Here is a 26,909-nt window from a genome sequence, read left to right on the forward strand (position 1 = left end):
GTGCTCGGGGTGACGTAGATTGGGCACTGCGTTTTTAATACTCTAAATCACGTCATTTGGGCTCAATCTAGCGAATTTGAAACAGGCCCTATTTTTATAGAAAAAGCAGTGAAGTTCAACATAACATCAAGATAAGCTTATATCTCAAATTGTGATACAGGTTAAATTGTATTGATGCGAGTTCAGCTGCTTGTTTAAGGGGAATAAAATACCATAAAGACAACATAATCGATAGATTTAAGCAGCGGAATATCTACTTTTCTGCTCAATTAAGTTGTTTTAATCCGACTAAACTTTAAAAAACTCAACGTTTCTAGATAGAAATTTGAAAATATAATAACTGCTTTAATTATTAAAATACGATAATATTCAATACCTTATTTATTGCATTTGATTCTTTATTGATTTAAATGATAAAAATTTGATTAATAATTGAACTTTTTGATATTTTTTGTGTCTAATATAGTGAGCATTTCCCCCGAATGCTTAGCTCCGCTTTACCCCCTCTTAAGCGGGGCAATGTTTAGATTTATTGTCTAAACATCCAATTTGCCCCGGCCGCAGCCGGGGATTTTTTTATGTGTATTGAATAATGCTACACTATGATGTAATAAACGAAGTCTAGCCCTCCTTATTGTAAAAGGACCATACATATGAATAAAAAATTTGCCTTAATTTTATTGTCCATTTTTTTCCAATTAAGTTATGCTCAATCAGAACAGGCTGAATTATCGGTTTGGGTCAATGAAGCAATTGTCGCTACATATACCTACAGCTATCAAAATTACCTCGAAGATCAAAAGAAAATAGCCAAATATTTCACTGCTGATGGCTGGATCGCCTTCAGTAATGCTTTAAATGCTTCCAAATTGCCAGAAGCAGTGCAAAAAAATCAATATAGAGTAAGCTCCGTAGCAACGGAACCCCCGGTAATCACTCAAATTGATCCCACACATTGGAAAGCAAACATGAGGCTGTTGGTGGTCTATCAAAATCCTCAGTATCAGCAACGGCAACATTTGAGAGTAGCCATTAATTTTATGGTCGCGCCTTCAGGCCAAGGTGTCCGCGGATACAGCATGACCAACTTACAGTCTGTCGAAACGAAACCCGCTTGTAAATGCATTGTCGAAGAAGACAGTGAAACACCGACGAGCACACCTTCTCCGAGTACTACAAATAAACCATCAACCGGTACCCCACCTGCCAGCGCACCTACCCCCAATAACGCCAAGCCATAAGACCTAGGTGCACCACAATTAATATGCCAATCAAACTCAATATAATATTTAATTTGGTTGGCATGGAAACGTCTAAAGCAGATTGCTCCGGATGATTAGGATTATAATAGATATCAATTGCCTCATTTTCTTGAAAGGCTACGGCAGCTTTATATGCTACTCCGCGGGAATATTTACTGTTCGGATTATTATGAGCAGTATCCAAAAACAAATATTCACCTGTCAAATTCTGATCGTTAATCTGATAAGTGTATTCAATTTTAGGCCAAACGCTATGGCCGACTGTAGTCCATTCACATGCGGTAATATATCCCTTAACTTTTAGCCATGATTGAGCCTGTATCAAAATTTGTCTATCACGCCAAAAATGTCTGAAGAGTATTAAAAGAAAGAGCAACCAACCTAAATCCAGCATCCAACGCCAAACATTTAGCCCAATCATTAAAGTAGTCCTAAGAAATATGCAGTATGCAATATACAGTATATATCGCAATAGGTATAATCACCCACATCAAGGTGATTGAAAAAGGACGTACAATGATTGCTAAAACCCCTCTTCATGCCACTCATCAAGCATGTGGCGCTAAAATGGTTGATTTTCATGGCTGGGAAATGCCATTGCATTATGGATCACAGATCAATGAACATCACTATGTTCGAAAGGATGCCGGCATGTTTGATGTCTCGCATATGACCATTGTTGACATACTTGGCGCCGGTGGCCGCCAGTTTTTACGTAAGCTGTTAACGAATGATGTGGATCAACTCGAACACAATGGGAAAGCGCTTTATAGTTGCATGTGCAACGAACATGGTGGAGTGATTGATGATCTCATCGTTTATCAACGTGCTTCCGATAATTACCGCGTAGTCCTCAATTCGGCAACACGACACAATGATTTAGCCTGGATTCGCAAAAAAAGTGAAGGGTTTGCGGTGGGTCTACAAGAGCGCAGAGAATTGGCGATGATTGCCATCCAAGGACCTCAGGCAATAGAAAAAACCTTGAAAACGCTTAATCCTGCGCAAATTGATGCAGTCTCTACACTGACACATTTTGAATGTGTGGATGTCGAACAATGGTTTTTTGCGCGCACTGGATATACTGGAGAAGATGGATTTGAAATCATCGTTCCTCAAGAGAGCATCGTCGAATTATGGAATAACTTAATGCAGGTGGGCGTACATCCCTGTGGCTTAGGCGCTCGAGATACGCTGCGGCTGGAGGCGGGCATGCTTCTTTACGGCCAGGATATGGACACTTCCACTAGCCCCTTAGAATCCGGTCTTGCTTGGACCATTAAATGGGAGCCTGCAGATCGTGATTTTATCGGAATGGGGGCCTTATTTTCGCAAAAACAAATAGGTATCAAGCGTAAAATGGTAGGACTTACCTTGTTAGATAAAGGGATTATGCGTCATGGGCAAAAGGTAGTAATTCCAGGCTGCGCAGATGGGATTATTACTAGCGGCAGCTATTCACCCACTCTGGAACAATCGATTGCTTTAGCAAGAGTCCCCGTTGAAACAGGTGATGAAGTCATGGTTGATATTCGTGGCAAATTAGTTCCAGCAAAAGTAGGTAAACCCCGTTTTGTTAAATCAGGAAAAGCGCTTTAAAACACAGTATCGATTCATTATGATTTCATAATCTTAGTGAACAGACAGATTTGAGCGCAGGCTGGGCGGAAAGCGCAGCATAGATGGCTATGCGAGCATTTTTCAGCGTGCTTTTCGCCCAAGATGTGCCCAATATGGCATTGCAGCTGAATCGTTACAAAACATTTTGAATTAAGTGGTTATATAATTAAATAAGGATAATACGAATGAATGAATTGAAATTCACAAATACCCATGAATGGCTCAAAGAAGAGCAAAATGAAGTAACCATAGGCATCACGGATCATGCACAACAATTATTGGGTGACATGGTTTTTGTAGAATTGCCTGAAGTAGGTGATGAAGTGAGCGCAGGTGAAGAGTTAGGTGTTGTCGAATCAGTAAAAGCTGCCTCTGACTTCTATGCCCCCGTAAGTGGCGTCGTTACCGCGGTCAATGAAGTAGTCGTCGAAAATCCAGCGCTTGTTAATTCGGACCCTTATACTGCTGGCTGGCTGGTCAAGCTGAAACCGAGTCATCCTGGTGAAATTGACAGTTTATTAACTGCTGAACAATATCAAAATGAGATTGCTGAGGAACACTAATCATGCCTTATATCCCACACACGTCCGAAGACAGCAAAGCGATGCTTGACGCCATTGGCGTGCAAGATACCCAAACTTTGTTTGATGAAATTCCATTGTCTTTGCAATATGCAGGATTTCAAAATATACCTGCCGGCATCAATGAAATGGATATGTTAAAAGAAGCTCAAGAACTGGCGAATAAAAACCGTAACGGAATCTGCTTCCTAGGTGCAGGATGCTACGAGCATCACATACCTGCAGCAGTGTGGGATATTGCTTCGCGTGGTGAATTCTTAACAGCATACACGCCTTACCAGGCTGAAGCCAGTCAAGGCACGTTGCAATTGTTATACGAATACCAAACCATGATCTGTGAACTAACAGGCATGGAGGTATCCAATGCATCGATGTATGATGGTGCTACCGCGCTTGCTGAGGCTATTTTAATGGCAGTGCGTGTCAATAAGCACAGTAAAACAAACCGAGTATTAATCACCGGTACAACTCATCCGCTCTATCGTGAAACCATTGAAACCATTCTGCGGAATCAGCACATTGAAGTGATTACTTTGCCTTTTGATGAGAAACAGGGCATTACCTCTCTTGCGGCATTGGAACAATATGCAGGAGAAGATATTACAGCATTGGTTATTGCTCAACCTAATTTTTTTGGTTGCTTGGAAAAAGTAGATGAGCTGAGTGATTGGGCTCATCAAAACAAAACAATCAGCGTGGCCTGCGTCAATCCTGTATCACTTGCCTTATTAAAACCGCCAGGAGCCTGGGGCCAACATGGCGTAGACATTGCCTGTGGCGAGGGTCAACCTTTAGGGGCACCGATGGCATCAGGCGGTCCTTATTTTGGGTTTTTAAGCACACGTATGGCTCATGTACGCCAAATGCCTGGACGCATTATCGGATGTACTTTGGATAAAGATGGAAAAAGAGGGTTTACCCTAACCTTACAAGCACGGGAGCAACATATACGCCGTGCCAAAGCAACCTCAAATATTTGTACCAATCAGGGCTTATTGGTTACGGCAGCCACCATTCATATGAGTCTTTTGGGCGCCGAAGGATTACGCCAAGTTGCAAGCCAATGCCACCATAATACTCATGAATTAGTCGACGCCTTAACCGAAATTGATGGTGTAGAACTCGTGTTTACTGCACCTTATTTTCATGAAGCCTTGCTGAAACTCAATCAACCTGTAGAACAGGTCTTAAAAAAATTAGCGAATGCGGGTATAACTGGAGGTTATAACCCAGGAGTTCATTACCCTCAATTAGCGAATACCCTTTTAATTTGTGCTACGGAAATGCGAACGCAAGAGGACATCGCGTTTTATGCAAAAACGTTGAAATCCATCATGTCTCAACGAGGTGACTCATGTTTGTAATTCAGTTGACCTATTTAGTTCCTCTTAGTGAAGTGGATAAATACCTGCAAGCACATAGAGAATTCCTTGATTACTATTATAAACAAGGCTTATTGCTGGTCTCAGGTCCTATGAAGCCTCGCACTGGTGGAATCATCATCGCAGCTTCAAATGATCGAGCTTATCTCGAATCCATATTCAAAAAGGATCCCTATTATCTGGCGGAGATCGCCGAGTATCAATTTATTGAATTTACTCCGGTCAACCATCGCGCTGAACTTAAAGAATTTATTCAAAAAATGGAAGGCAAATTATGTTGATTTTTGAATTATCTAAAAAAGACCGTCAGGCAGCTGCCCAAGCGCCCAAAATTTCAACCAGCAAATACGCCATTCCCGCTGAATTGGAGCGGAAAACGCCTCCCAAAATGCCCGCTTGCTCCGAATTACAAGTGGTAAGGCATTTTACCCGTTTATCCCATAAAAATTTCTCAATCGACAGCAATTTTTATCCTCTGGGTTCATGTACCATGAAGTACAATCCGCGAGGAGTCCACAAAGCAGCATCGATGGCTAATTTTCTTAATCGTCATCCTCTAGCAACTGAAGAAAACAGCCAGGGTTTATTGGAAGCATTGTATCGCTTGCAAGAGCATATTGCTGAAATTACAGGCATGGCAGGTGTTTCTTTGACTCCCATGGCAGGATCCCAAGGTGAATTTGCTGGAGTTGCGATGATTAAAGCCTATCATCAATCTCGAGGCGACACCGCACGTGATGAAATGCTAATTCCTGATGCAGCTCATGGTACAAACCCCGCTTCTGCAGTCATGTGTGGCTTTAAAATTGTTGAAATATCGACTGCTGCAGATGGCGATATCGATCTGGAAGAATTAAAAAGCAAACTAGGGCCAAGAACAGCAGGCATCATGCTAACTAATCCCTCTACTTTGGGCTTGTTTATGCGTCAAATAAAAGAAATAGCAGCCCTTGTTCACCAAGCAGGGGGGTTATTGTATTACGATGGAGCCAATCTCAATGCTATTTTAGGAAAAGTTAGACCCGGGGACATGGGTTTTGATGTCATGCACTTAAACTTACATAAAACATTTGCTACTCCTCACGGTGGGGGTGGCCCCGGTGCTGGTCCTGTGGCTGTAGGCAAACGCTTACTCCCTTTCATGCCATTACCGGTGGTGAAAAAAACGAATTCCGAATATCAGTGGGCAACCCATCAAGATTATCCACAAAGTATTGGCCGCTTATCCTGTTTTATGGGAAATGCCGGCATTTTGCTGCGCGCTTATTTTTATATGCGTGTTCTTGGCAGAGAAGGGTTACTCCGTGTTTCAGAATATGCAACATTGAACGCAAATTATCTGCTTAAAGAACTCACTAAAGCAGGTTTTACCGCAGCCTATCCAAACCGGCGAGCTTCTCATGAATTTATTCTTACTTTAAGTCCAGAAAAGAAAATGTATGGTGTTACTGCAATGGATTTTGCCAAACGATTATTGGATTATGGGGTCCATGCACCAACCACCTATTTTCCACTGCTCATCCCAGAATGTCTGCTGATTGAACCTACCGAAACTGAAAGTAAAGAGGAATTGGATCGCTTTGTGGAGATTATGAAAACCATTAGAGAAGAAGCGGCCACAAATCCTAATTTGGTCAAAGATGCGCCTCATACGCTGCCTGTCAAACGGTTGGATGATGTAAAAGCAGCCCGAGAGTTGGATTTAAATTATTTTGCACATGAGGAATCCAAAGAGAAGTAGCACTATTGTTCCCCCAGGCTCCCTTCTCCCCATGGGAGAAGCTGCCCGTCAGGCGGATGAGGTGATTTAGTCTTAGCGAATAAACCCTCACCCCTGCCTCCTCTCCCACTTGTGGGAGAGAGGACTCTTTAGGTTAGTAGGTTTTTGCTACAGAACTTTGGGTTACACTCCTTGCTCAAACAGTTCAGAAAGCCAATACCCGTTTATAAAGCACCTAGAATAGCTCTTGTACATCAATCTTATAAGGTCTATAACTATAAGATAGAATGAACCATTTCGGCTCCATCTGCGACCCCGGATTTGTGTGCTCAATGATGGTTTTAATTTACAGATATTAGAACTCTTAGGAAACTCGCTGCGGGGGATAAAGTGCAAACAGAGGCGTTGCATCGACGAAATCATTCGCTCCCTTCAGTAAATTTCCGAAAGAACTTTTTAAGGAACCATATAAAGTGCCCCAGCAGAACCTTACAGTTCTCCACTTTCTTTTGCAGGACATAAAAGTCTGTATGGATTTACACTATGTAGAACAAGTTCTGCCCTTGCCTATGCTTGAAATTGTACCGTCTAGCCCTATCTATTTTGTAGGGCTGATGAATCTAAAAAATAAATGCATTCCTGTTATTGACCTGGCAATTTGTACTGGCTTGATACGAAATGAAATATACCCTTTAAATATTCCCATCCTACTGTGCTCCGATGGAGTGCATCAAGTGGGTCTGATTGTTGATAAAGTGCTTGGATTGAGTGATATCGACAAACAGCAAATCGAAGTACATGAAGAATTTACAACGAATAACTCACCGTTCCTGGGCGCTGTCACTTTAGAAACCGGGGTTTCTCTATTGCTCGACATCAATTGGGTTTTAGCTCTAAAGTTAACGCAAGAAATCAACCTGGCAGATACCAATCATGAGTAATATAACATGGGTAATAATACATTAAATGACATAAAAAAACTTGAATCTGCATTTATCGAGTTAATCCATAAGCGCTATGGATTGGTCATCCATGTGAATCAAGCACAAGAGTTAACAAAAACCATTGCTGTCGCATGCAATAAATTCAGTTATCAACCCCAAGAATACTTAGAGCAATTAAATAACTGTGCCAGCAATTCCTCTTTATTAGCTGATTTAGTTGCAGCAATTACTGTAGGAGAAAGTTATTTTTTTCGTGATAAAAATCAAATGCAGTTGCTTGAGAATAAACTGTTACCTGATTTAATTAATCAAAAATCACAAGACTTCTCTTTAAAAATTTGGAGTGCTGGTTGTTCTTCGGGTGAAGAAATCTATACCCTGGCCATATTGTTGGCGGAGCTCATACCCAATATTGACCTATGGGACCTCTATTTATTAGGTACCGATATCAATACCAACTCACTTCAAAAAGCATCTGCAGCTATTTTCGGGCAATGGTCCATGCGTTCTATTCCAGAAAAATACTTACAACGCTATTTCGTGAAAAATGACCGGACTTACGTTCTTTCACCCGAGATTCGTGATTTAGTACAATTTAAATTCCTTAACTTATGCGATAACAGCTACCCCTCCATAATCAATGGAATATTTGAGGTGGATTTGATCTTGTGCCGCAATGTGCTTATTTATTTTGATAATGAACTTGCTGCAAAAATTATGAAAAAGCTAAGTGCATGTATGCATAAAAACGCTTATCTTATATTAGGTGCATCCGATCCTATTGTCACCAATGGGACAAATCTTGTTTTTCATCATGATGGTGCAATCTATTTCTCGCTCGATAGCAGCAGTGAATCAAAGAAGGATATTGAATGATGAATAAAGAACAACAGCACGCTTCCGCTTTGATGCCCAAAACTGAATTAGCAATAAAAATCCTGAAATCAAGGGCCTTGCAACTTGCAAAACAGGAAATTGATACCACCAAGAATCATGGTATCTCTTTTGTTCATTTCAAGCTTGGCCAAAATGAAAGTTATGGCGTTTCATATCAATACGTTCAAGAAATTTTACATAATGCCCCTGTAGAGCAACCTCCTTTTGTACCTCATTTTATCTCCGGGGTGATCAATTGGCGTGGTACGCTGATTACTGTGGTTGATCTCAACAAATTTTTTCATCCTCAACATTCGGAACACAATCCGAAACAGGACAATAAATTTATTATCATTATCCGGGCAAACAATACCACTCTTGGCTTGCTGACTTATCGTATTGAAGGCAGTGAGACTTATCAACCGGACCAGTTAGCGGCCCCATTATCCGCCGTCAACATTGCTAATCCAGAATATATCCTGGGATTACATCATGCGGCCACTGCAATCCTTAATGTGGAAACGATGATATCCAGCTTAAACCAAGAAATTAAAATGCGTTTATACAAGACAGGAGAGTCTCATGGAAACTAATAGTAATAAACGAAGTTTTATTATTACTGTACGTGCTCGATTACTTATTGGTTTTATGACCCTGAGCTTGCCCTTATTGATATTAATGATGTTTTTGATACCAAAAGTAGATACGGTGGTCTATCTAAGTCAAAAAATTCGTAGTGAAAACTTACCCCAAATTCTTGATAGTCAAATATTCCAAGCACAAGATCTTGTTGAACATTGGGCAATGACCGGCGACCAGGAGGCCAGGGAACATTTTGCACTGCTGTGGAATGAAATCAATAAGGTTCGCAATCAATGGGATCAAGCAATGCACTCCCTGGGTAACAAAAACTTAAGGGATGCATGGGATAAATTACAAGAGTTATATATCCCTCTTTATGATATTCAAGCATCCATAATAAATGCCCCTAGAGATCCCAATAATCAAAATAATGTAGAAAATAGCAGACATATGACAAGAACTGTTGAAAATGCAATGATTGACATTTTATTGGGCTCCTATTCTCCAGAATTAGGTAAAAGAAATGGTGGGTTATATGTGCTTTTAGGGCAGGAAATAGAAAAAAATACCCATACAATCAATGACAGCTTAAGCTCTTTAAAGATGATCGCTTATTGGCTATTGAGCCTTACTATTATCCTCACGATTTTAGTTCCTTATATAACACAGCGTGCGATTGCCAATCCTGTAGACAAAGCAATTAATATAGCAGAACGAATTGCTGCGGGTGAACGTAATGTAGTTATCCAAATTCATTCAGCAGATAAATTAGGAAAATTGCTTTTATCCCTCAAAACCATGCAAGAAGCAATTAGAAAAAATGAGGAAATCCTCCGCACCAAAGAAGAGGAATCACGGGAATTATTTGAGAAGCTTGTTAATTCATCGAAAAAATTCAGGCTACATAGCAGTAAAGTTGCAGCGGGAGATCTCAGAGAACGTCTTGAAATCGATAAAGAAGATATACTGCAGGATCTCGGTAAAGATTTAAATTTGATGACGGATGGTTTGGCATCAATTACAGCAAAAATTACCAAAGTCAGTAATGACATTGTCACTATGGTGGGAACCGTTCTCACTTCTGCAAATGAACAAGCAGAAGGGATTACGTCTCAAGCCTCGGCTATCAATGAAATCAGTGCTTCATTAGAAGAAATTGATAAGAGCTCAAAACAAACCATGTTGAAAGCACAAACCCTGCGGGAAGTAGCGAAGAACACCTATGAACAAGGGAAACTCGGTACTGAATCCGTCGAACAAAGCATTCATGGCATTAAAGCCTCAGAAGAAAAAATGAAGCTTATAGCACAAACCATTCTTGATTTAAGTAACCACACCCAACAAATTGGCGATATTACCTCGGTCGTCAACACCCTAGCACAACAATCAAAAATGCTGGCATTAAATGCATCGATTGAGGCATCAAAAGCCGGTGAAGCTGGGAAAGGTTTTGCAGCTGTAGCCACAGAAGTAAGAAATCTTGCAGAACAGTCAGAACAGTCTACTGTACAAGTCCAAAAAATTCTTGAGGATATTCGACGGACCACTGAAAAAGCAGTCACCGTGACCGAGGAAGGAACGAAGTCTCTTGATTCAGGAACAAAACTGATTGAGAAAGCAGGCCAAGTAATTAAAACTCTAAGTAAAATGCTTAATGAAGCGTCCATTTCTAGCCAACACATTGAGGTGGCAATCCGTCAAGAAGCTGTTGGAATTGAGCAAATTGTTGAGAGTATGAATGAAATAAATCGCACTACTTCAACTTTTTCAAGCGGAATAAAAGAGATGATGGCGTTTATTCATAATTTGGATAATATTGCCAAACATCTTAAAGACGATGTGAATATTTATAAAGTTTAGGAGGCACCAATGACTCCAGACGATCACCTATTAAATGAGTTGCTTGAAACGTTCGGCACAGAGCTTGAATCATTATTGACTGTCATCACGGATAATTTAGAAAAAATAGAACGTGGTGGATCAATGGATGATGTAAGTCATCTGATGGAAGAAGTTTCGCGAGCAGGGCGTAATATTAAGGTGTCCGCACTTTCTCTGGGGATTAATGACTTAGGAACCATGGCGGAATACGTTGAAAAGCTGTTTGCACCGTCGCAAAAAGTATCACCAGAAGTCATTAATTTAACGTTTCGCACCATTAATGGGATGCGTGAACTCCTTCATCATTTTATAGAAAAAAAACCGCTTTCAACTGCGCTTGACGAATTGTTACATCAATTACAATACGTTCTGATTTATGAAGAAAAAGAAGAATCGCCAGAAGAACAACCTCCATTATCTGAAGAGAACCCGGTCACCGAAGCCATACCCCTTTCTAAACCATTGGATAATGAATTCATCAAAAAAATTGTTGAAACATTTAAAACAGAACTTCAGGAAAATTTAATTACGATTACTGATGGTTTGCTCCAGCTTGAGAAGGGAACAAATTCAGAACAAGAATTCCAGGGCGTGCTGAATGAAATGTTTCGAGTTGCCCATAACATTAAGGGTTCTGCACGTGGTATAGGAGCTCAAGATGTCGGTGAGATTGCCCATCATCTAGAAACATTATTTACAGCAATTCAGAAAAAAAGTATTAAAGTATCCTCTGAACTTATTAATCTTTGCCTGCAATCGATCGATTACATGAATGAAGCAATGCAATGCTACAGCGAGCAAAGACCGATTTCCTTCGATTTAAAAAAACACTTGCTGCAACTGCAACACTACATGGAATTACCTACTCAAGACCTATCATCTACTCGGGAATTGTATGCAAAAGATATGGAAGAATCTGAAAAGGGCCCACATACCCCAACGATACAGGCTAAAACAAGTGAGTTTGAATCAATACGTGTCTCTTTGCAAAATTTAGATAGTGTTTCAGTTTATACGGAAGAAATTCAAACCATAAAAATCGCTATTGAAGAGTATTATTCCAAATTAAGTAAAATGAATTTCAAAATCGATGATCTACTCCTTTCATGGAAAAAAAATAGAGCTTATTTCAAAACAAATACTGATGGTATCAGTGGACCAATAGATTACCTATTCACCACAAATTTCGTTGAATTATCCGACATCAATAATTCGATGCACTTAATGCAAAGAGAGTTGTCACTATCTATTAATGAACTTTCCCTATTGTTAAATGCCCTGCAAGATGAAATCCGTACCTTACGTCTTATTCCAGTATCCACCCAATTACGTTACCTACCACGTATAGTCCGTGACTTAGCTCAAGAACTAAACAAACAAGTTAATCTTGAAATAAGCAGTAATGATGTAAAAATTGATAAAATTATACTGGATGGTTTAAAAGACCCAATTGTACATCTTTTGCGCAACGCAATTGATCATGGGATAGAAAATGCTGAGGTTCGTAAAGCAGCCGGCAAGCCACCGCAAGGAAATATCCACATCAAGGTCAATCAGGAAGATAATCAGATAGTCTTCAAAATTAGTGATGATGGAGCAGGCATTAATACCAATGACGTGATTCGTATTGCCCTGCAAAAGAATTTAATTACCCAAGCTGAGCTTGGAAATATGAAAAAAGAAGATATTCATGAACTCATTTTTCGACCGGGTTTCTCTACCCGTGAAATTGCAACAGATATTTCAGGTCGAGGTATAGGGCTGGATGCGGTGCGCTCCAATTTGCTCCGTTTAAAAGGCCAGGTGAGTATTGAAAGTCAACCCAATAAAGGGACAATCTTTTATCTCAAAGTTCCACTCACATTGGCTACTGAGCGTGGATTAATTATCTCCTGTTGCAACCAAATATTTGTCCTTCTTACCAGCTCGGTAGAAAGTGTGATGTTGTTAAAGAAAAATGAGATTATCAACGTCGAGGGAATCCCTTCTGTTCTTGTCAAAGAACAGCCCGTTTTGTTATGCTCTTTGTCTAAGGCACTGCATCTTAATGAAAAAAAACAAAATTTTAAAGAATATATCTCTGTTGTGACAATCAAAAATAATGGAGACCGAATCGCCTTGCTTGTCGATGAAATTATTGGTGAAAGAGAAATTGTACTTAAACCATTACAGGAACCATTAACCAATATACCTTGTATAATCGGAGCTACCTTAACAGGCAGCAATCAAATTAATTTCGTATTAAACTCTTCAGAGATAATTAAACGAATGTTGCTATAGTGAATTACGGCCTATGATAAAAATTTTAATTGTTGATGACTCGCCAACAGAAGCTGCATTAATTCAACACATCATAGAATCTGAAAAAGATATGCAAGTCATTGGTATTGCAAAAAATGGCCAAGAAGCAATCGATCTCGCTGCAAAATTAAAACCTGATCTCATTACTATGGACATTCAGATGCCCATTATGGATGGCCTTGAGGCAACGCGCATCATTATGGCCAAAAATCCAACACCAATTGTCGTGATAAGCTCTCTGGTTAATGATGAATCAATTCATGCCACCTTTCATATTCTTGAAGCAGGGGCATTGACTGCTTTAGCAAAACCAGTGAATGTATTTTCTCCCTCTTTTGAAGAAAGTAGAAAACATATTGTTGATATCCTACGAAGTTTTTCTGATATTCGGGTTATAAAAATACCATTGAAAAAACATCTTGAGGAAAGCAAAAGACATCAGATAGCACATGCTAAAGCAACCCATTACGAAATTATAGCGATGGGCGCCTCGATTGGCGGACCTATGGCATTGAAAACCATTCTCGGGCAATTAGCTCCTGATTTCCCTTTACCTATTATGGTTGTTCAACATATGGGTACCGGTTTTATCCGAGGGTTTGCGCAATGGCTTGGAGAAAATATAAGTCTTAAAGTGAAAAATGCTGAAGATCATGAACCCCTGCAAAAAGGGACAGTGTACATAGCGGCTGAACCCAAACATATGGAAGTTGAACGTGATCATGAACAACTGATCTGTAGGTTAGTTGATGGCGCCCCAGTTTCTGGTTTTTGTCCTTCAATTACCCGATTAATGCAATCAATTGCGAAGGTTTCTGGAAAAAAGGCTATTGGAATCCTATTAACGGGAATGAGTGATGACGGCGCAGAGGGTTTATTGGAATTAAAACAGGCGCATGGACATACCTTGGTTCAAGACCAAGAAAGTTCTATAGTTTTTGGAATGGGAGCTGTTGCTCAGTCATTGAATGCTGTAGATCAGCTCATTGGGTTAGAGCATATTGCAAGTTATTTAACAAAAATTTGTACCACTGAACAAGAGTAGCTCTTTATGGAAAAAGAAAGTCCGGTGATTTTGGTTGTGGATGACAGCGCCACCATGCGTTTAATTACCTGTAATGCACTACGCCAAACGGGTTTTACTATCATTCAGGCAGAGAATGGTGAAGCAGCATTATCTTTACTAAAAACTTCGAAACCCGATGCGATTTTGCTGGATGTAGAAATGCCTGGCTTGAATGGGTTTGAAGTATGTGCTGAAATTCGCAAACTACCTGATTGGCGTTATCTTCCGATTATGATGGTTACCGGCTTGGAGGATTATGAATCAATTAATAAAGCGTTCCAGGCGGGTGCGACAGATTTTACCACCAAGCCCATTAATCCCACGCTTTTAGGCTATCGGGTGCGCTATATGGTGCGCACTAATTCTTACTTTCAAGAACTGCAAGTTGCCGAACAAAAAGTCCGGGTACTCAATAATGAACTCATCGATAAGCTAGTCGAGATCCAGCAAAATGCAATTGCCGTAGCACGCTTTGTACCCCAGGATTTTCTGAAGGTGCTGAATCGTAAAAATATTGCCGACATAAAACTTGGCGACTGCGTTGAAAAAGACATGACCGTTCTTTTTTTAGATATAAAATCATTTACCTCTATGGCAGAACAATTATCTCCTGTTGAAATTTTCAACCTTTTTAATACGCTAATGAGTTATTTAGATCCAGCCATTCTTAAAAATTCTGGCCTTATTGATAAATATATTGGTGATGCCATTATGGCATTATTCAATAATGCGGATGAAGCTGTTGCTGCCGCATTAGATATGCTAGAAGCCTTGCATACGTTTAATACCACACGAGCGCGCGATAATCTTCCACTCATCCACGTGGGAATTGGAATAAATACAGGCAACTTGATTGTAGGTACCGTTGGTTTTGAGGAGCGTATGGATTGCAGTGTAATTAGTGATGCGGTCAATATTGCTTCTCGGCTTGAGACCTTAACGCGAAGTTTTAATATCGAACTCATAATTGGTGAAGAAACTTATGAGCAGTTAAAACAAAAAGACAAATATAATTTACGTTTCTTAGGCTTATCGACTGTAAAAGGCAAAAGCCTGCCGATTAAAGTTTATGAGGTGTTTAATCATAATCCCCCCACCGAGGTGCAATTGAAAAAAGACTCTGCCCCTATTTTTGCGGCAGCTTTAGATCATTATGCGGCGAAACAATTTGAGCAGGCGGCAAGCCTTTTTGAACAAATCGTGACAAGTAATCCTAATGACTCACCCGCGAAATATTTTTTGCAGCAGTGCAAGGAGCATAGTGCTTAATATCTAATGTTTTAAAGTAGGTTAGGCCAAGGCCCAACCCACTCGCTCTCTATACGAATTTCTTAGCTTTAGCCCTCTTTAATTTTATCAACAACTTTTTGGTTGAGGTGGGTTACGATAAGCCCTACTAATTTAACAGCTTGGTCATAATCACGCTTATCAAACACCCCGGCTTGTTGATGCGCATAACGAATAGGTACACCGATATTAATACTGGGAACGCCGGAACCAGAACCTTGCACTTTTGATCCATCTTGTCCATAACCTACTTCTGATTCCAACTGAACTTGAATGTTATTATTTTTGGCTAAATCTAAAATCCAATTAAGCAGTTCTTGATGAGGAATCATAGAACGATCGTACACAAATAAAGTAGGCCCTTTACCCAATGCAATGCGGCCTTTTCGTTTTGCAACAAGAGCGGGGTAATCATCGGCAATACCGACCTCAACATTAATTGTAATATCGGGATGCGTGCTTTGATATACGGTGCTCGCGCCACGCAAACCAACCTCCTCTTGTACTGTTGCAGCTGCATACAGTTGATTTGGGCGGTCCTTATTTTTTATGGAATCAAGAACATCGCCAATGAGTGCCAATCCGAGTCGATCATCAAGGGCTTTTGCTAAAAAGCGATTTTCACTTAATGGACTAAATTGACTGGCAGGAGTCACTTGCAATCCTGGGCGTACCATAAATTTTGTTTCGGCTTGTTCCTTGCTTTCTGCGCCAATATCAAGAAACACTGCATTAGCCGCAGGCAGATTATTTTTTTTTAGCTTCTTCGAGAAGATGGGTGGAGTCCATTCCAGAATAGGCCAAAATAGGACCGTTAGGAGTCGATACCGTCCAACGTTGTGCAAAGATTACCGAAGCAGGGATACCGCCCAAGGGGATGATCTTTAAAAAACCATCTGGAGTAATTGATTCAACCATGTAGCCTACTTCATCCATATGCGCCATTAATAAAACATGAGGGCCTTTTTGATCCTCCTTATATTGACCAATTAAATTGCCCATACCATCCACAGTAAGATTACTCATGGATTGCTGCCATTGTTGCTTTACTAGATCACGAACAGACTTCTCAAAACCGGATGCACCTGCCAAATCAGTTAACTTCACCAAAGAATATTCATCTACAACCGCGCCGGTAGTCGCACTGATTAGCATCAACCCTATGGTTAACCCATTTAATTTTTTCATAACAACGTCCTTATTTTATATAAAATTCAAAACATCAAACACATCAGCTTAGAAACTATATACCATTCACTCGATGGAGCCAAAATGGCCGAGAGAGAAGAGTTATAAATGGTCTAATACCGATTATTGTAACCTGATTCCACTATAGTAACCGTATAATATTTAGGCTATTATTGGCTCTTTTTTATCATCGGAACAATTTTTGTCATGTATACGGCCATCGTCATCCCTGCTCGTTACGCATCAACCCGCCTACCCGGAAAACCTCTGGCAATGATTCATGGCCAAACCATGCTACAACGCGTGGTGCAATTATCGCGTGCTGCTGTCGAGGGATTAAACAATGTTTCCGTGGTAGTTGCCACCGATGATGCCCGAATTGTCCAACATTGCGATGAATTAGGCGTTGCCTCGATAATGACTTCAGTAGAGGCGCCCAGCGGAACTGATCGAGTCGCCGAGGCCATCAGCACCATGACGAACAAACCGGATTTTATTTTAAACATGCAGGGCGATGCCCCACTAACGCCCCCTGATTTCTTACGTGCACTGATTGATGCTTTTGCTGCCTCTCCGTGTGACGCAGTAACTCCGGTAACTCAGTTAAGCTGGAAACAGTTGGATAATCTGCGCAAAAATAAACAAGCCACCCCCTTTAGTGGCACTATAGCCGTTTTCAATGAAAAAACAGGCAATGCTTATTGGTTTAGTAAAAATATTATTCCCGCCATCCGCAAAGAAGAAGAATTACGCCAAAAAAGTGATTTAAGCCCAGTATTTCGTCATATTGGCTTGTACGGCTATTCATTAGATATGTTGGAACAATATATTACTTTGCCAGAAAGTCCATTTGAACAAATGGAAGGATTAGAACAATTGCGCCTCTTGGAAAATGGTTATACCCTTCGTTGCATTCCAGTTGATTATAAAGGTCGCGCGAACATGTCAGGCATTGATAGCCCAGAAGATGTAGCTCGCGCTGAGGCATTGATTGCCCAATACGGTGAATTATTAGAGAGTAGGTAACGATGACAACACGATTACTCATTGCACGCCATGGTAATACCTTTGGTCCAGGGGACATTGTTCGACGAGTGGGAGTCACTGATTTGCCCTTAGTGGATAGTGGTCTGAATCAGGGACGCCTGTTGGGTAGGTACCTGAAAAATAATCATCTTATTCCTGATGTCATCTTCACTTCCAAACTCAAAAGAGCCATACAAACTGCAGAACAAGCACAGAATACGATGGGAACCAATTTACCGATTAACACATTGGCCATTTTCAATGAGATCGATTACGGACCTGATGAAAATCAACCCGAAGAACACGTTGTTGGCCGTCTTGGCAAAGAAGCAATCCATGCCTGGGAATCAGGCGCGGTGGTACCTGAGGGTTGGAAGGTAGACCCTGCCGCGCTGATTAAGAATTGGATGGACTTTGCCACCCGTATACGTCAAGAATACCCGGGAAAAACATGTCTTGTAGTGACGAGCAATGGGATCGCCCGGTTTTCACCCTATTTAACTGGTGACTTTGCAACATTCAGTGCACAATACGGAATCAAAATCGCTACCGGAGCCTTGTCTGTCTTTGAACATAGCGAACCCACTCCGACATGGTGTTGTCGTGCTTGGAATGTGAGACCACCACCGGATACTTTGTAGCCTGGTGAAATAAAGCGAAGTTCCTCAATCAGGGAGATGATTAATGAAATTATGGATGATGGTATTTTCTCTATTGATGCACTCCTTTTGCTACGGAGCTTCTGCATATTGTTTACCTAATCAAGCATGTTGGCCCAGCCAAAAACAATGGGATGCATTAAATAGACAAGTAAACGGTCATTTGCTACAAGGATATTCGCCCTTATCTCCTTGTATTAAAAACTCGAATAACATCGCATGTAACGATATGCTCAATAAACTTAAAAATCCTTATTTTATTGAATCGCAACCTGGAGCAACTCAATCCAATGGCTGGGTCGATGCATGGCAATCGGCAGTGAGTCCTTATGTCGTTGCTGTTGAAAATGCACAAGAAATTGCTTCGGCAGTTAATTTTGCACGTCAACATCGAATAAAGCTTGTTGTGAAAGGTACCGGCCATGATTATCTGGGGCGCTCCAATGCAGCCAATTCTCTCTTGATCTGGACGCATAACATGCGCAAGGTCACCCTCCACGATCATTTTATCCCCCAGGGGTGTCCTACAACACAGACACCTAAATCTGCAGTCACCATAGCCGCAGGTACACGCTGGATAGAAGCATATAAAGAAGTCACGACCAATAATGGCCGTTACGTTCAGGGAGGAGGATGCACTACCGTCGGTGCTGCCGGTGGATTCATTCAAGGCGGAGGCTTTGGAAGTTTTTCCAAAAAATTTGGTACCGGCGCTGCAGGAGTTCTCGAAGCAGAAATCATTACTGCCGATGGCATGATACGCACTGCGAACGCCTGCCAAAACCAGGATCTTTTCTGGGCCTTGAAAGGAGGCGGAGGAGGTACCTTCGGCATTGTCAGTAAAATCACCCTACTCACTCATGATCTTCCGAACTCATTTGGAAAAGTTAAAGGGACAATTACAGCGAAATCAGATGCAGCCTACCAACAACTGATTCGTTACTTTATCCATTTTTATCGAGACCATCTCAATAATGAACATTGGGGAGAGCAAGTGAGCTTCACTCCTGGTAATAAAATGACTTTCTCTTTAGTTTTTGAAGGTTTAAGCAAACCTGAAGTTGACACACTGTGGCAACCCTTTCTTGATTGGTTAAGCAAAAAGCCGGAGCAATACCAATTTCAATGGGACAGTGCGACACGTCCTGCAAAACACTACTGGGATTTTGATTTTCTGATTGCGAATGCCCCTGATGCCATTGTGGCCAATCAAGATAAAAATGCATCCCCCAGTGAGTTTTGGTGGGCATCAAATCAAGCTGAAGTATCCATGTACATCAATTATTATTTATCCATGTATCTTCCTTCCAAATTATTTGCTCAAGAAAACTCAGATCATTTGACCAAAACCCTTTTTAATGCATCCCGTTTCACTGAAGTGGTCCTTCATTTCAATAAAGGTTTGTCGGGGGCCTCATCGGATGCTACTGCACGGCAGAAAGATACCGCAATGAACCCAGAAGTACTTGATGCGGTCGCTTTAGTCATTATTTCTGGAGGCCAACAAAATACCTATGCCAACATTGCCGGTCATAAACCTGATTTAGTTAAAGCAAAAAAAGAGATCCATCAAGCGAATAAGGCGATGGAATTACTCCATGGGTTAAGTCCCAACTCAGGAACTTATCCCAACGAAGCAGATTATTTTATTCAGAATTGGCAATCTGCTTTATGGGGAAGCAATTATCCTAAACTACTGCAGATAAAACACAAATACGATCCGCAAAATGTATTTAGTTGTCATCATTGTGTGGGAAGTGAGTAAAGTTTGGAGTGTTTAGAGGCAAACTTTTGGGATTACAGTGCCTCCAGTAGCAAAGATCCCTTCTCCAACCCGTGGGAGAGGGGGAAGGTTCACGCCGTAATCAAGCCCTCATCCGCCCTGGGCACCTTCTCCCCTCGGGGAGAGGGGACACTCAGTGTGATGCAGCTACCGACTCATCAATTACACATCATCAAAATAATTTTTTAAAGTGTACTGTACCTCTAAATTGAGCTCACCTGAATTCGGGTCAATCGCACTGACCGTATCCCCAAGATAGCCAATTGCCCAAAAGAAGATGTTCGAGGTCTCCATATTGGCTTGCAAATAAGGCATTAACGAATCTGTAAAAAAGGCTTTTCCTTTTGCAGTCTTCCAAGAAGCCTCACCCAGGACAACAGGATATCCCGCTTGATATAAAAATCCCCATGACCAATCAAAACGTAATTGACTGGGCATCCCAGGCGCTGTTTCCCATCCTGCAACCTCAGCAGGATAAACATGGGGTGAGAAAACCAAATGACCATTCTGAGCCGAATCATCACCCAGCAACCAGGATAATGCAGAATCATTTATACCTTGCTTGATTAACTCATTCTTGAATTTGTTCTTATCAAAAACAGCAATGCCGTTTTTAGCCTGCATTTCATCAAGCAAAGGTTTAAAGTCCTCACCCCAATTTCCTTTAAAAAACACACGCTCCAAATTGCCACATAAAGAAGGATCTGAAGAATGGCTGTATCCATTGTCATTCACTACTTGTGATTTAGGGATACAAATTACAGGGTTGTTCGAATCGTCATTTCCTGAATCAGGGCCTTCGACAAACAACAATAAATCAGGGTTATTTTTCTGTACCGCATTGGCAGCTGTAGCGATGACTTTGGTCCATGGAACTTGAGAGTCATGAGATTTAAACCAATTTAATCGGTAAGGCTCATTAAAAATGTCAATGCCTATGACATTGTCTAAGTTACGGTTTTTAATTTCTGTAGCTAACAGAGCAATGTCTTGCTCATATTGCTTCATCTCATATACAGTTCCATCGCGCATCGCATCGCCATACCCATGGCGATGGTGGATATCAATCATTACTTTGATACTTTTCTTTTTTAATTCGTGCAAAACAATCCAAAAAGCCTGCTTCGGACTCACTGCTTTTTCACACGCCATACCATTACTTTGCCATGTTTTACAAAATATACCGTTGCCTGCATTTGGGGAAGACTTGTCCGAAATCCATTTATTCAAATCAACCTCATGTTGCTCATCATAAAGCACCTCAGGTTGTATCGGTAATCGTAAGGTCTTAAAATTCACTGCTGTATTTTTATCTACGCCCGAACTTGGAAAATTCCCTGGGTTACTGATTAAATCCATCATTCCATAGGCTCTTGGGTTGGAACTAAGGGTTGGTATGGCGTAAAAAGGATTGCTTTGTAAACCCTGTAGAATATTTGAGTCCTGAAATCCTGACCATGATAAGCCATTGATATGGATAAGCTGGCCTTTGTCATTGTATATTTTACTGTCTCGAGTTTGGTAGGAGTGCGCATCCAATGCAAGCATTAATAAAAACCAACATCCTAATACGCTTATTTTTTTCATTCTCTATTCCTCCAAATTAAAACATGGATAATTTTTAAACGAGCATCATTTAACTACTCATCAATCATTTCAGGTGAAACTTTGAATGGAGTTTACAAAATACAACAAATGGGGTTGTCGATTGGTGCAAAAACAAACATCATGACAGCCTGAGTGAAGCACGTGTAACCCATGGTGGACTCAATCCATGATGACACGTGCACAAGAAGAAAAGTAGTCAACCTACATGCGAAAAGCGACGCTCATTTTCATAAATGGATCTTTTAACCAATTCATCCATCTCTGCGCTTGGCTCACACGATTGAAAAACCATTTTTAGCGGAGACACGTCTACCGTTGATTTACTCACATCATTTTGCAAATAACCATCAAGATTTCTATAGGTAAGATATTTATCTGTAGCAAACTCTTGGCATTGAGCCATAGTTTCATCTTGGCATATTGAAAATTTAATCAAATGTTCTGCATGGAATGGTTCTTGGCTTTTTGAAAACACATACTGTATATCGTATAGAACACTATCAGCGCCAGCACAAAAATAGGTACCTGATTGGAATTTATTATTTTCGAATACATCACTACGGATATAACGACCTTCTCCTGGTTGCAAACCAGCAAGGGATACTTTATGAGTTGCTATTTCTTTAGGATTGTCTGCAACAACGTAACCAGTTAAAACCAAACCCAATATTACAGAGGCTATTTTCATCATTCTGTTTTAACTCCTAATATGAAATAAATATTCCTTGAAATGGATTATTTTCCCTAAGCCGTTACAAAGAATTATAAAAATATGAAGTTGTCTAAAAAAAGAGGGAACCTTCATTAATTTCAGCCCAGCATTATACCCTATTTCATACGAATAGTGCAAAAATTTATAAATTAATTCTCATTTTGCTCGAAAATAGGTTAATTGATCAGCTATAGGCGAATAGGAAATAGAGTTAAAGCGGTTCTCTTCAGACTCAAGATGATCTATTTTTTGGTCTCTTTGGTTTTTTTATTTACCAATTTAAATTTTTTTATTACACTCAGTCACACTTAAAATAAAAATACATTTTTTAATGTCTAGCAATTTTAGCAAAAAATTCAGAGCGTCATTAATCAGGTATTTAAAAAATCCTCACGCTTTGCAAAATAAAAAAAATCTAGCTGCCTCTGCTTTTCTACTCTTTGATCATGCCGCAAAAACCTGCAATAGTATCCAACCTGATAAATTTATGCCCTCTATCGATGACCTGGTCGAAGTTGCAGTTCGTGGAATTAAAATACATCCATACCTTGGAATCGTGTTGGATGCGTTTTGCCGTGAATTAAGCAACTCTGATCTTAATAGGGAGACACAAGCATTTCATGCTCTTACTCTGACTTATAATCTTTATTTGAAAAATAATTTAATTAACCCAGAAAAAGTAGCTAGGGATAAATTAAAAATAATCGAAGAAACAGCTCAACAATTAAAAATTGATAATAATCCTTATACCTCAGAACTAGAAAGTGCACTAGTGAAACTAACTGTTTTAACTGATGAGTATTTTGGACTATTACCCATGCAACAATTTCAAAAACATGCTGAATTTGAGCGAAAACTCAAGTTGGTTTGTTCCGAACATCAAGCCGCCATCGAAAGCGATGCGCGAGTTAAATCTGCTTTTTACGGTTTTCTTGCAGTCATTTTTAGTATTTTTAATTTTTTTGGACTTTCCCTTGCTGGTGAATACCAAAGAAAAAATAGATTTTTTCAAGAAATTTCTTTAAAGCCAAGAAATACATTATCGGGTTTCAAGATACCTATCCTTGAAATTGAAGAGATTCAGGAATCCTCCGAAGCCCGATTATAGGTACGGTTATAACTTTAATGAAGATTGCTGATCATCGATATCTGGAAGCTCCTCAACTCCTTCAACTAGCGTCGAACTTGGCGCTGCGTGAAGATGGTGTTGTCCCTCAGGATTTTTAAAAATTTTAGCCTTAGACTCAGTCTTAGGACTACGTTGAATCGCCGCCAGTTCTTCAAAATTGGATTTGTTGACCAAACCATCGTTTTCAGAATAATGGACTTCTATCGGAATGAGCTTATCAACATCCTCTTTTTTGAAAAATCGGGACAAGTTTTTAAACGCATTGGCTACAAAGGTGATAAAATCCCCAAGCGATGAAAGAGCAGAAGCCCCACCCTCGCGTCTTATTCCTCGTTGTCCTACCAGTTGTGCGTGCTCATCTTTATCGCTTGGATTTCGATAAAGCGTAGGTATATTGCCGATAATTTGCAATAGTGGGTTTTTCATGACTGCTGGAGCGACTAACTGAATCTTTTTGATTTTATTTTTAGCGATACCTTCTGGGGGATTTTCATTCAGTTCATGTATCGTATTTAGTGCGTTGGCAATAACCGCACCACCTAAACTGTGGCCTAGTAAAACGATTTCATCAACATTTGGATCGCGATAGGCTTTTTCTAACATGCTATAAAAATCAAATTGCATTTGTTTAATATTTAAGTCCTCTTTCCCGCGAGACTCATCAAACGCAGCACCCGACTGGTCATAACTGATGACTTTATAGCCTTTTCTGACATATTGATTGGCGACTACATTAAAAGTATTGACGCTGTCCTGTAAGCCATGCACAGCGAGCACTAGTTTTCTTGGTTCTTTGTCTAAAGTAGAATCAGACCATGTCTTTGTTTGCAAGGTTCTTATATCATTGCCAGTTTTGTGGTGTCTTACAGCGTATTCTTTGATGGCTTTCTTAATTAAATCTTCAAATCGACTTGAAAAGCCCCTACTAAAGTTTTCTGATAAAAAATAGTTTGCTATCTCTTTAACCACATCATCAGGGGAGGATTGAGTATCCTGATGTTTTTTTATTATACCTCTTATTGCCTTAAGATCGCCTTGCCGTTTCACATTAGGGTTAGGGTTTAAATCTTCATACTGTTTACACGCGCATTCTATTACTTTGGCAATATTATAATCTATTCTTTCTGTTCCATAACGTGCATAAGGCTCTAATGCAGTCAAAGCATTTTGCATGGTTCTATTTATTTCGTTTTCTGCTTTTAACCTTTGCTCCCGCACTTTTTTGGAACCGCCTTGAGCAACAATCAGATCAGCTAAGCCAATATGCCAATCGTTCGTTGTTGCATAATTTTTTGCTCCAATTTCCTTGGCCTTGTCGACTAGAGAGGTAATTACAGCCTCCATTTTCTCTTTATCATTTTTTATAATTTTCTTTGAAATTAAGCTCGTTAATGCAAGCTGAAATGCCTCTCTTAATGCATCATCTCCTCTGGCTTCCACTACCGCAGCATCTAATTTTTCGTGATACAAGAGAAGAGCCGCCTTATAATAATGAGCAAAATGGGGGTTGTTTTCAGCTAATTTTTTATACGCTTTAATATTTTGTGGTTGTTCTGGATTCTGATCTTTTGTTTCTTTAGAGTCGAGATAAACATCAAATGCTTCATTAAGATAGCCTAATTTAAGTTGATTTCGATCATTTAAAGCTTGCTGATGAAGTTGTTGCACTTTTTCGCTGGCGCCTAATTCCGCATAAATACTTTTATAGCTACTACCCATTTTTACACCTCATTCAAAAATACGGCTGTATTTTTTTCTGACATCATCAAAAGAATTATTATTTATCAGATCGTATATTTATTATACTATTCATTTATCAAATGAACAACAGCCTGTACTCGGTGCACTTCCTTCATTTCACGGGTAGCCTCGCATTCTGCAGGGAATTATCCCTGATTTTAAACCGCTACTGGTCAACTAGTTATCATAATGGCAAGTTAAATAATAACTATATGATTTCATGCTAAAAAACTCTTTGCTATTAAAAAAAAATGAGTTATAACTCTCTTACCTGAATCATGGATTGACAGGTATCTGGGATAGGTCAGCATGATGCTGAATATTTTTTTCATGGAGGAGAAAATGAACAGTAAAGTATTTTCGCAACGCTTTAATCGCGAGTTAGCTTCATTGGGCTTTCCTGAAGATTTAGCGGAGAAAATCAAAGCGGTAGCTAAAGTTTTTGGTGTTTCACGGCATTTAGCAAATTCTTTAATTTTCGGCCATATACTTCCAGGGAACGAACAGCTCAACAAGATTGCAGAAATTTTAGAAGTTTGCCCGCAATGGTTAGGTGGCGCGACTGACAGAAAAAAAACTTATCCAAGCCGCGAAGTTGCAGATAGTGTATAATAGTTAAAGTTGAGATAATTATTATATATTGTAAAATGCTGTACCTGATCCTAATATCGGGTATTAGGTACAGCAGTTTGTATCTCTTTTTTTACCTTAAAAAGCTTTATTTCGCGGGTTATTACCATCATGGAATGCTTGAGTTTTTGTATTGCCAAAACAATTGATTTAGCACGAGTGGACAATCATTTTAAAAGTTCTTCCACTGAATTTACTTCATTGAAGACCCGAGATGTTCTTAAATTAAGTGCAAACCACAACAAAGATCATACGATTTTTATTTTTAAAAATGGTACGGTTGTTTCCTGGGGGATCAAACGTTATCAAATTAATGATTATTTGAATACGATCAAACTGCTGGTTGATAAACCCGTAACTCTTTTAGTGCATGATGAATTTCATTATCAGTTCAGTGATAAAACCACCATAGAGCCACATGATTTTTTCGATGTCGATTGTTTAACCATTGAAGATGACAGTGATGAGCTCAAACTCAGCCTCTCTTATGGGTTTTCTCAATCAGTAAAATTACAATATTTTGAAACCATCATTGATGCACTGATTGAAAAATATAATCCGATGATCCAAAGTCTTTCAATCACGGGTGAGATGGAAATTAGCCGCACCCAAATCCAACAGATTATTGGAGAAATACTTGGTGCGAAAAGTGAAATGAATTTAATTAGTAATTTCCTTTATCATCCAAAATATTTTTGGCAACATCCAACTTTGGAAGAGCACTTTTCTATGTTGGAACGGTACTTGCACATCCAAAGACGTGTCAATGCAATTAATCATCGCTTGGACACGCTCAATGAAATCTTTGATATGTTTAATGGTTACTTGGACAATCGACATGGTCATAATTTGGAGATTATCATTATTGTATTGATCATTTTGGAAATTGTAGTTGCCGTTTTAAACTTACATTTTTAATAAATTTTCAATTT

At 39.8% G+C, this 26,909-nt stretch carries 23 protein-coding genes and 1 pseudogene; 19 read left to right on the forward strand and 5 right to left on the reverse strand.

All coding sequences use genetic code 11. The features are described 5' to 3' along the window. The first annotated feature begins 653 nt into the window (after positions 1-653). Positions 654-1,241 (forward strand): DotI/IcmL family type IV secretion protein, encoded by a 588-nt coding sequence (locus EL022_RS02520; RefSeq protein WP_028381572.1) that lies wholly within the window; start codon positions 654-656, stop codon positions 1,239-1,241. Here the strand turns inward: EL022_RS02520 and EL022_RS02525 are convergent. After that, positions 1,216-1,683, reverse strand: coding sequence for a DUF3592 domain-containing protein (locus tag EL022_RS02525; protein WP_028381571.1), 468 nt, complete (start codon positions 1,681-1,683; stop codon positions 1,216-1,218). The two genes, EL022_RS02520 and EL022_RS02525, sit on opposite strands and share 26 nt — an antisense overlap. Before the next feature lie 95 nt (positions 1,684-1,778). On the opposite strand from EL022_RS02525, the gene gcvT reads away from it, so the two are divergent. The 12 genes from gcvT (at position 1,779) to EL022_RS02585 (ending at position 15,484) form a co-directional block, all read left to right on the forward strand. Continuing rightward, positions 1,779-2,861 (forward strand): glycine cleavage system aminomethyltransferase GcvT, encoded by a 1,083-nt coding sequence (gcvT, locus tag EL022_RS02530; protein WP_028381570.1) that lies wholly within the window; start codon positions 1,779-1,781, stop codon positions 2,859-2,861. Between the two features lie 206 nt (positions 2,862-3,067). Next, entirely contained in the window at positions 3,068-3,445 is a 378-nt protein-coding gene (gcvH, locus tag EL022_RS02535; RefSeq protein WP_028381569.1) for a glycine cleavage system protein GcvH, read from the forward strand. 2 nt (positions 3,446-3,447) lie between these two features. Continuing rightward, positions 3,448-4,827: an aminomethyl-transferring glycine dehydrogenase subunit GcvPA gene (gene gcvPA / locus EL022_RS02540; protein WP_028381568.1), complete on the forward strand. Its 1,380-nt coding sequence runs from the start codon at positions 3,448-3,450 to the stop codon at positions 4,825-4,827. Next, positions 4,818-5,126, forward strand: coding sequence for a YciI family protein (locus tag EL022_RS02545; RefSeq protein WP_028381567.1), 309 nt, complete (start codon positions 4,818-4,820; stop codon positions 5,124-5,126). Before gcvPA ends, EL022_RS02545 begins: the two co-directional genes overlap by 10 nt. Continuing rightward, a complete protein-coding gene (gcvPB, locus tag EL022_RS02550; protein WP_028381566.1) occupies positions 5,120-6,586 on the forward strand; it encodes an aminomethyl-transferring glycine dehydrogenase subunit GcvPB in 1,467 nt (488 codons plus the stop codon). Before EL022_RS02545 ends, gcvPB begins: the two co-directional genes overlap by 7 nt. Positions 6,587-7,038: 452 nt before the next feature. Next, a complete protein-coding gene (locus tag EL022_RS02555; protein WP_028381565.1) occupies positions 7,039-7,506 on the forward strand; it encodes a chemotaxis protein CheW in 468 nt (155 codons plus the stop codon). Between the two features lie 6 nt (positions 7,507-7,512). Then, complete coding sequence (locus EL022_RS02560; RefSeq protein WP_028381564.1) at positions 7,513-8,385, forward strand: CheR family methyltransferase; 873 nt, start codon at positions 7,513-7,515, stop codon at positions 8,383-8,385. Beyond that, complete coding sequence (locus EL022_RS02565) at positions 8,382-8,978, forward strand: chemotaxis protein CheW (RefSeq protein WP_028381563.1); 597 nt, start codon at positions 8,382-8,384, stop codon at positions 8,976-8,978. Before EL022_RS02560 ends, EL022_RS02565 begins: the two co-directional genes overlap by 4 nt. After that, on the forward strand, positions 8,968-10,827 hold the full coding sequence (locus EL022_RS02570) for a methyl-accepting chemotaxis protein (protein ID WP_028381562.1): 1,860 nt from the start codon (positions 8,968-8,970) through the stop codon (positions 10,825-10,827). Before EL022_RS02565 ends, EL022_RS02570 begins: the two co-directional genes overlap by 11 nt. Positions 10,828-10,836: 9 nt before the next feature. Beyond that, a complete protein-coding gene (locus EL022_RS02575) occupies positions 10,837-13,128 on the forward strand; it encodes a chemotaxis protein CheA (RefSeq protein WP_028381561.1) in 2,292 nt (763 codons plus the stop codon). A 13-nt stretch (positions 13,129-13,141) separates the two neighbouring features. Further along, a complete protein-coding gene (gene cheB, locus EL022_RS02580; protein WP_028381560.1) occupies positions 13,142-14,194 on the forward strand; it encodes a chemotaxis-specific protein-glutamate methyltransferase CheB in 1,053 nt (350 codons plus the stop codon). 6 nt (positions 14,195-14,200) lie between these two features. After that, the gene (locus tag EL022_RS02585; protein ID WP_028381559.1) at positions 14,201-15,484 is read left to right on the forward strand and encodes a response regulator; all 1,284 of its coding nucleotides are present in this window, start codon (positions 14,201-14,203) and stop codon (positions 15,482-15,484) included. Positions 15,485-15,552: 68 nt separating this feature from the next. Here EL022_RS02585 and EL022_RS16750 read toward each other — a convergent pair. Next, a pseudogene (locus EL022_RS16750) lies at positions 15,553-16,657 on the reverse strand (M42 family metallopeptidase). Positions 16,658-16,897: 240 nt separating this feature from the next. Here EL022_RS16750 and kdsB point away from each other — a divergent pair. Genes kdsB through EL022_RS02605 form a run of 3 tightly spaced genes read left to right on the forward strand, consistent with a single transcriptional unit; the run spans position 16,898 to position 20,140 of the window. Further along, a complete protein-coding gene (kdsB, locus tag EL022_RS02595) occupies positions 16,898-17,716 on the forward strand; it encodes a 3-deoxy-manno-octulosonate cytidylyltransferase (RefSeq protein ID WP_028381557.1) in 819 nt (272 codons plus the stop codon). Positions 17,717-17,718: 2 nt separating this feature from the next. Next, entirely contained in the window at positions 17,719-18,357 is a 639-nt protein-coding gene (locus EL022_RS02600) for a histidine phosphatase family protein (protein WP_028381556.1), read from the forward strand. A 43-nt stretch (positions 18,358-18,400) separates the two neighbouring features. Further along, complete coding sequence (locus EL022_RS02605) at positions 18,401-20,140, forward strand: FAD-dependent oxidoreductase (RefSeq protein ID WP_028381555.1); 1,740 nt, start codon at positions 18,401-18,403, stop codon at positions 20,138-20,140. A 180-nt stretch (positions 20,141-20,320) separates the two neighbouring features. On the opposite strand, the gene EL022_RS02610 is transcribed toward EL022_RS02605, so the two are convergent. Both EL022_RS02610 and EL022_RS02615 read right to left on the reverse strand, forming a co-directional pair. After that, the gene (locus tag EL022_RS02610) at positions 20,321-21,745 is read right to left on the reverse strand and encodes a cellulase family glycosylhydrolase (RefSeq protein WP_028381554.1); all 1,425 of its coding nucleotides are present in this window, start codon (positions 21,743-21,745) and stop codon (positions 20,321-20,323) included. A 217-nt stretch (positions 21,746-21,962) separates the two neighbouring features. Next, a complete protein-coding gene (locus tag EL022_RS02615) occupies positions 21,963-22,457 on the reverse strand; it encodes a hypothetical protein (RefSeq protein ID WP_028381553.1) in 495 nt (164 codons plus the stop codon). Between the two features lie 352 nt (positions 22,458-22,809). Here EL022_RS02615 and EL022_RS02620 point away from each other — a divergent pair, with 352 nt between their 5' ends. Beyond that, entirely contained in the window at positions 22,810-23,586 is a 777-nt protein-coding gene (locus EL022_RS02620) for a hypothetical protein (protein ID WP_028381552.1), read from the forward strand. 6 nt (positions 23,587-23,592) lie between these two features. Here EL022_RS02620 and EL022_RS02625 read toward each other — a convergent pair whose 3' ends face one another. Beyond that, the gene (locus EL022_RS02625; RefSeq protein WP_028381551.1) at positions 23,593-25,326 is read right to left on the reverse strand and encodes an alpha/beta hydrolase; all 1,734 of its coding nucleotides are present in this window, start codon (positions 25,324-25,326) and stop codon (positions 23,593-23,595) included. Between the two features lie 363 nt (positions 25,327-25,689). On the opposite strand from EL022_RS02625, the gene EL022_RS02630 reads away from it, so the two are divergent. Both EL022_RS02630 and EL022_RS02635 read left to right on the forward strand, forming a co-directional pair. Beyond that, a complete protein-coding gene (locus tag EL022_RS02630) occupies positions 25,690-25,959 on the forward strand; it encodes a hypothetical protein (protein WP_028381550.1) in 270 nt (89 codons plus the stop codon). A 129-nt stretch (positions 25,960-26,088) separates the two neighbouring features. Further along, the gene (locus EL022_RS02635; RefSeq protein WP_028381549.1) at positions 26,089-26,895 is read left to right on the forward strand and encodes an RMD1 family protein; all 807 of its coding nucleotides are present in this window, start codon (positions 26,089-26,091) and stop codon (positions 26,893-26,895) included. The last annotated feature ends 14 nt before the right edge of the window (positions 26,896-26,909 follow it).

This window comes from Legionella cherrii (assembly GCF_900635815.1).
GTDB classification, from domain to species: domain Bacteria; phylum Pseudomonadota; class Gammaproteobacteria; order Legionellales; family Legionellaceae; genus Legionella; species Legionella cherrii.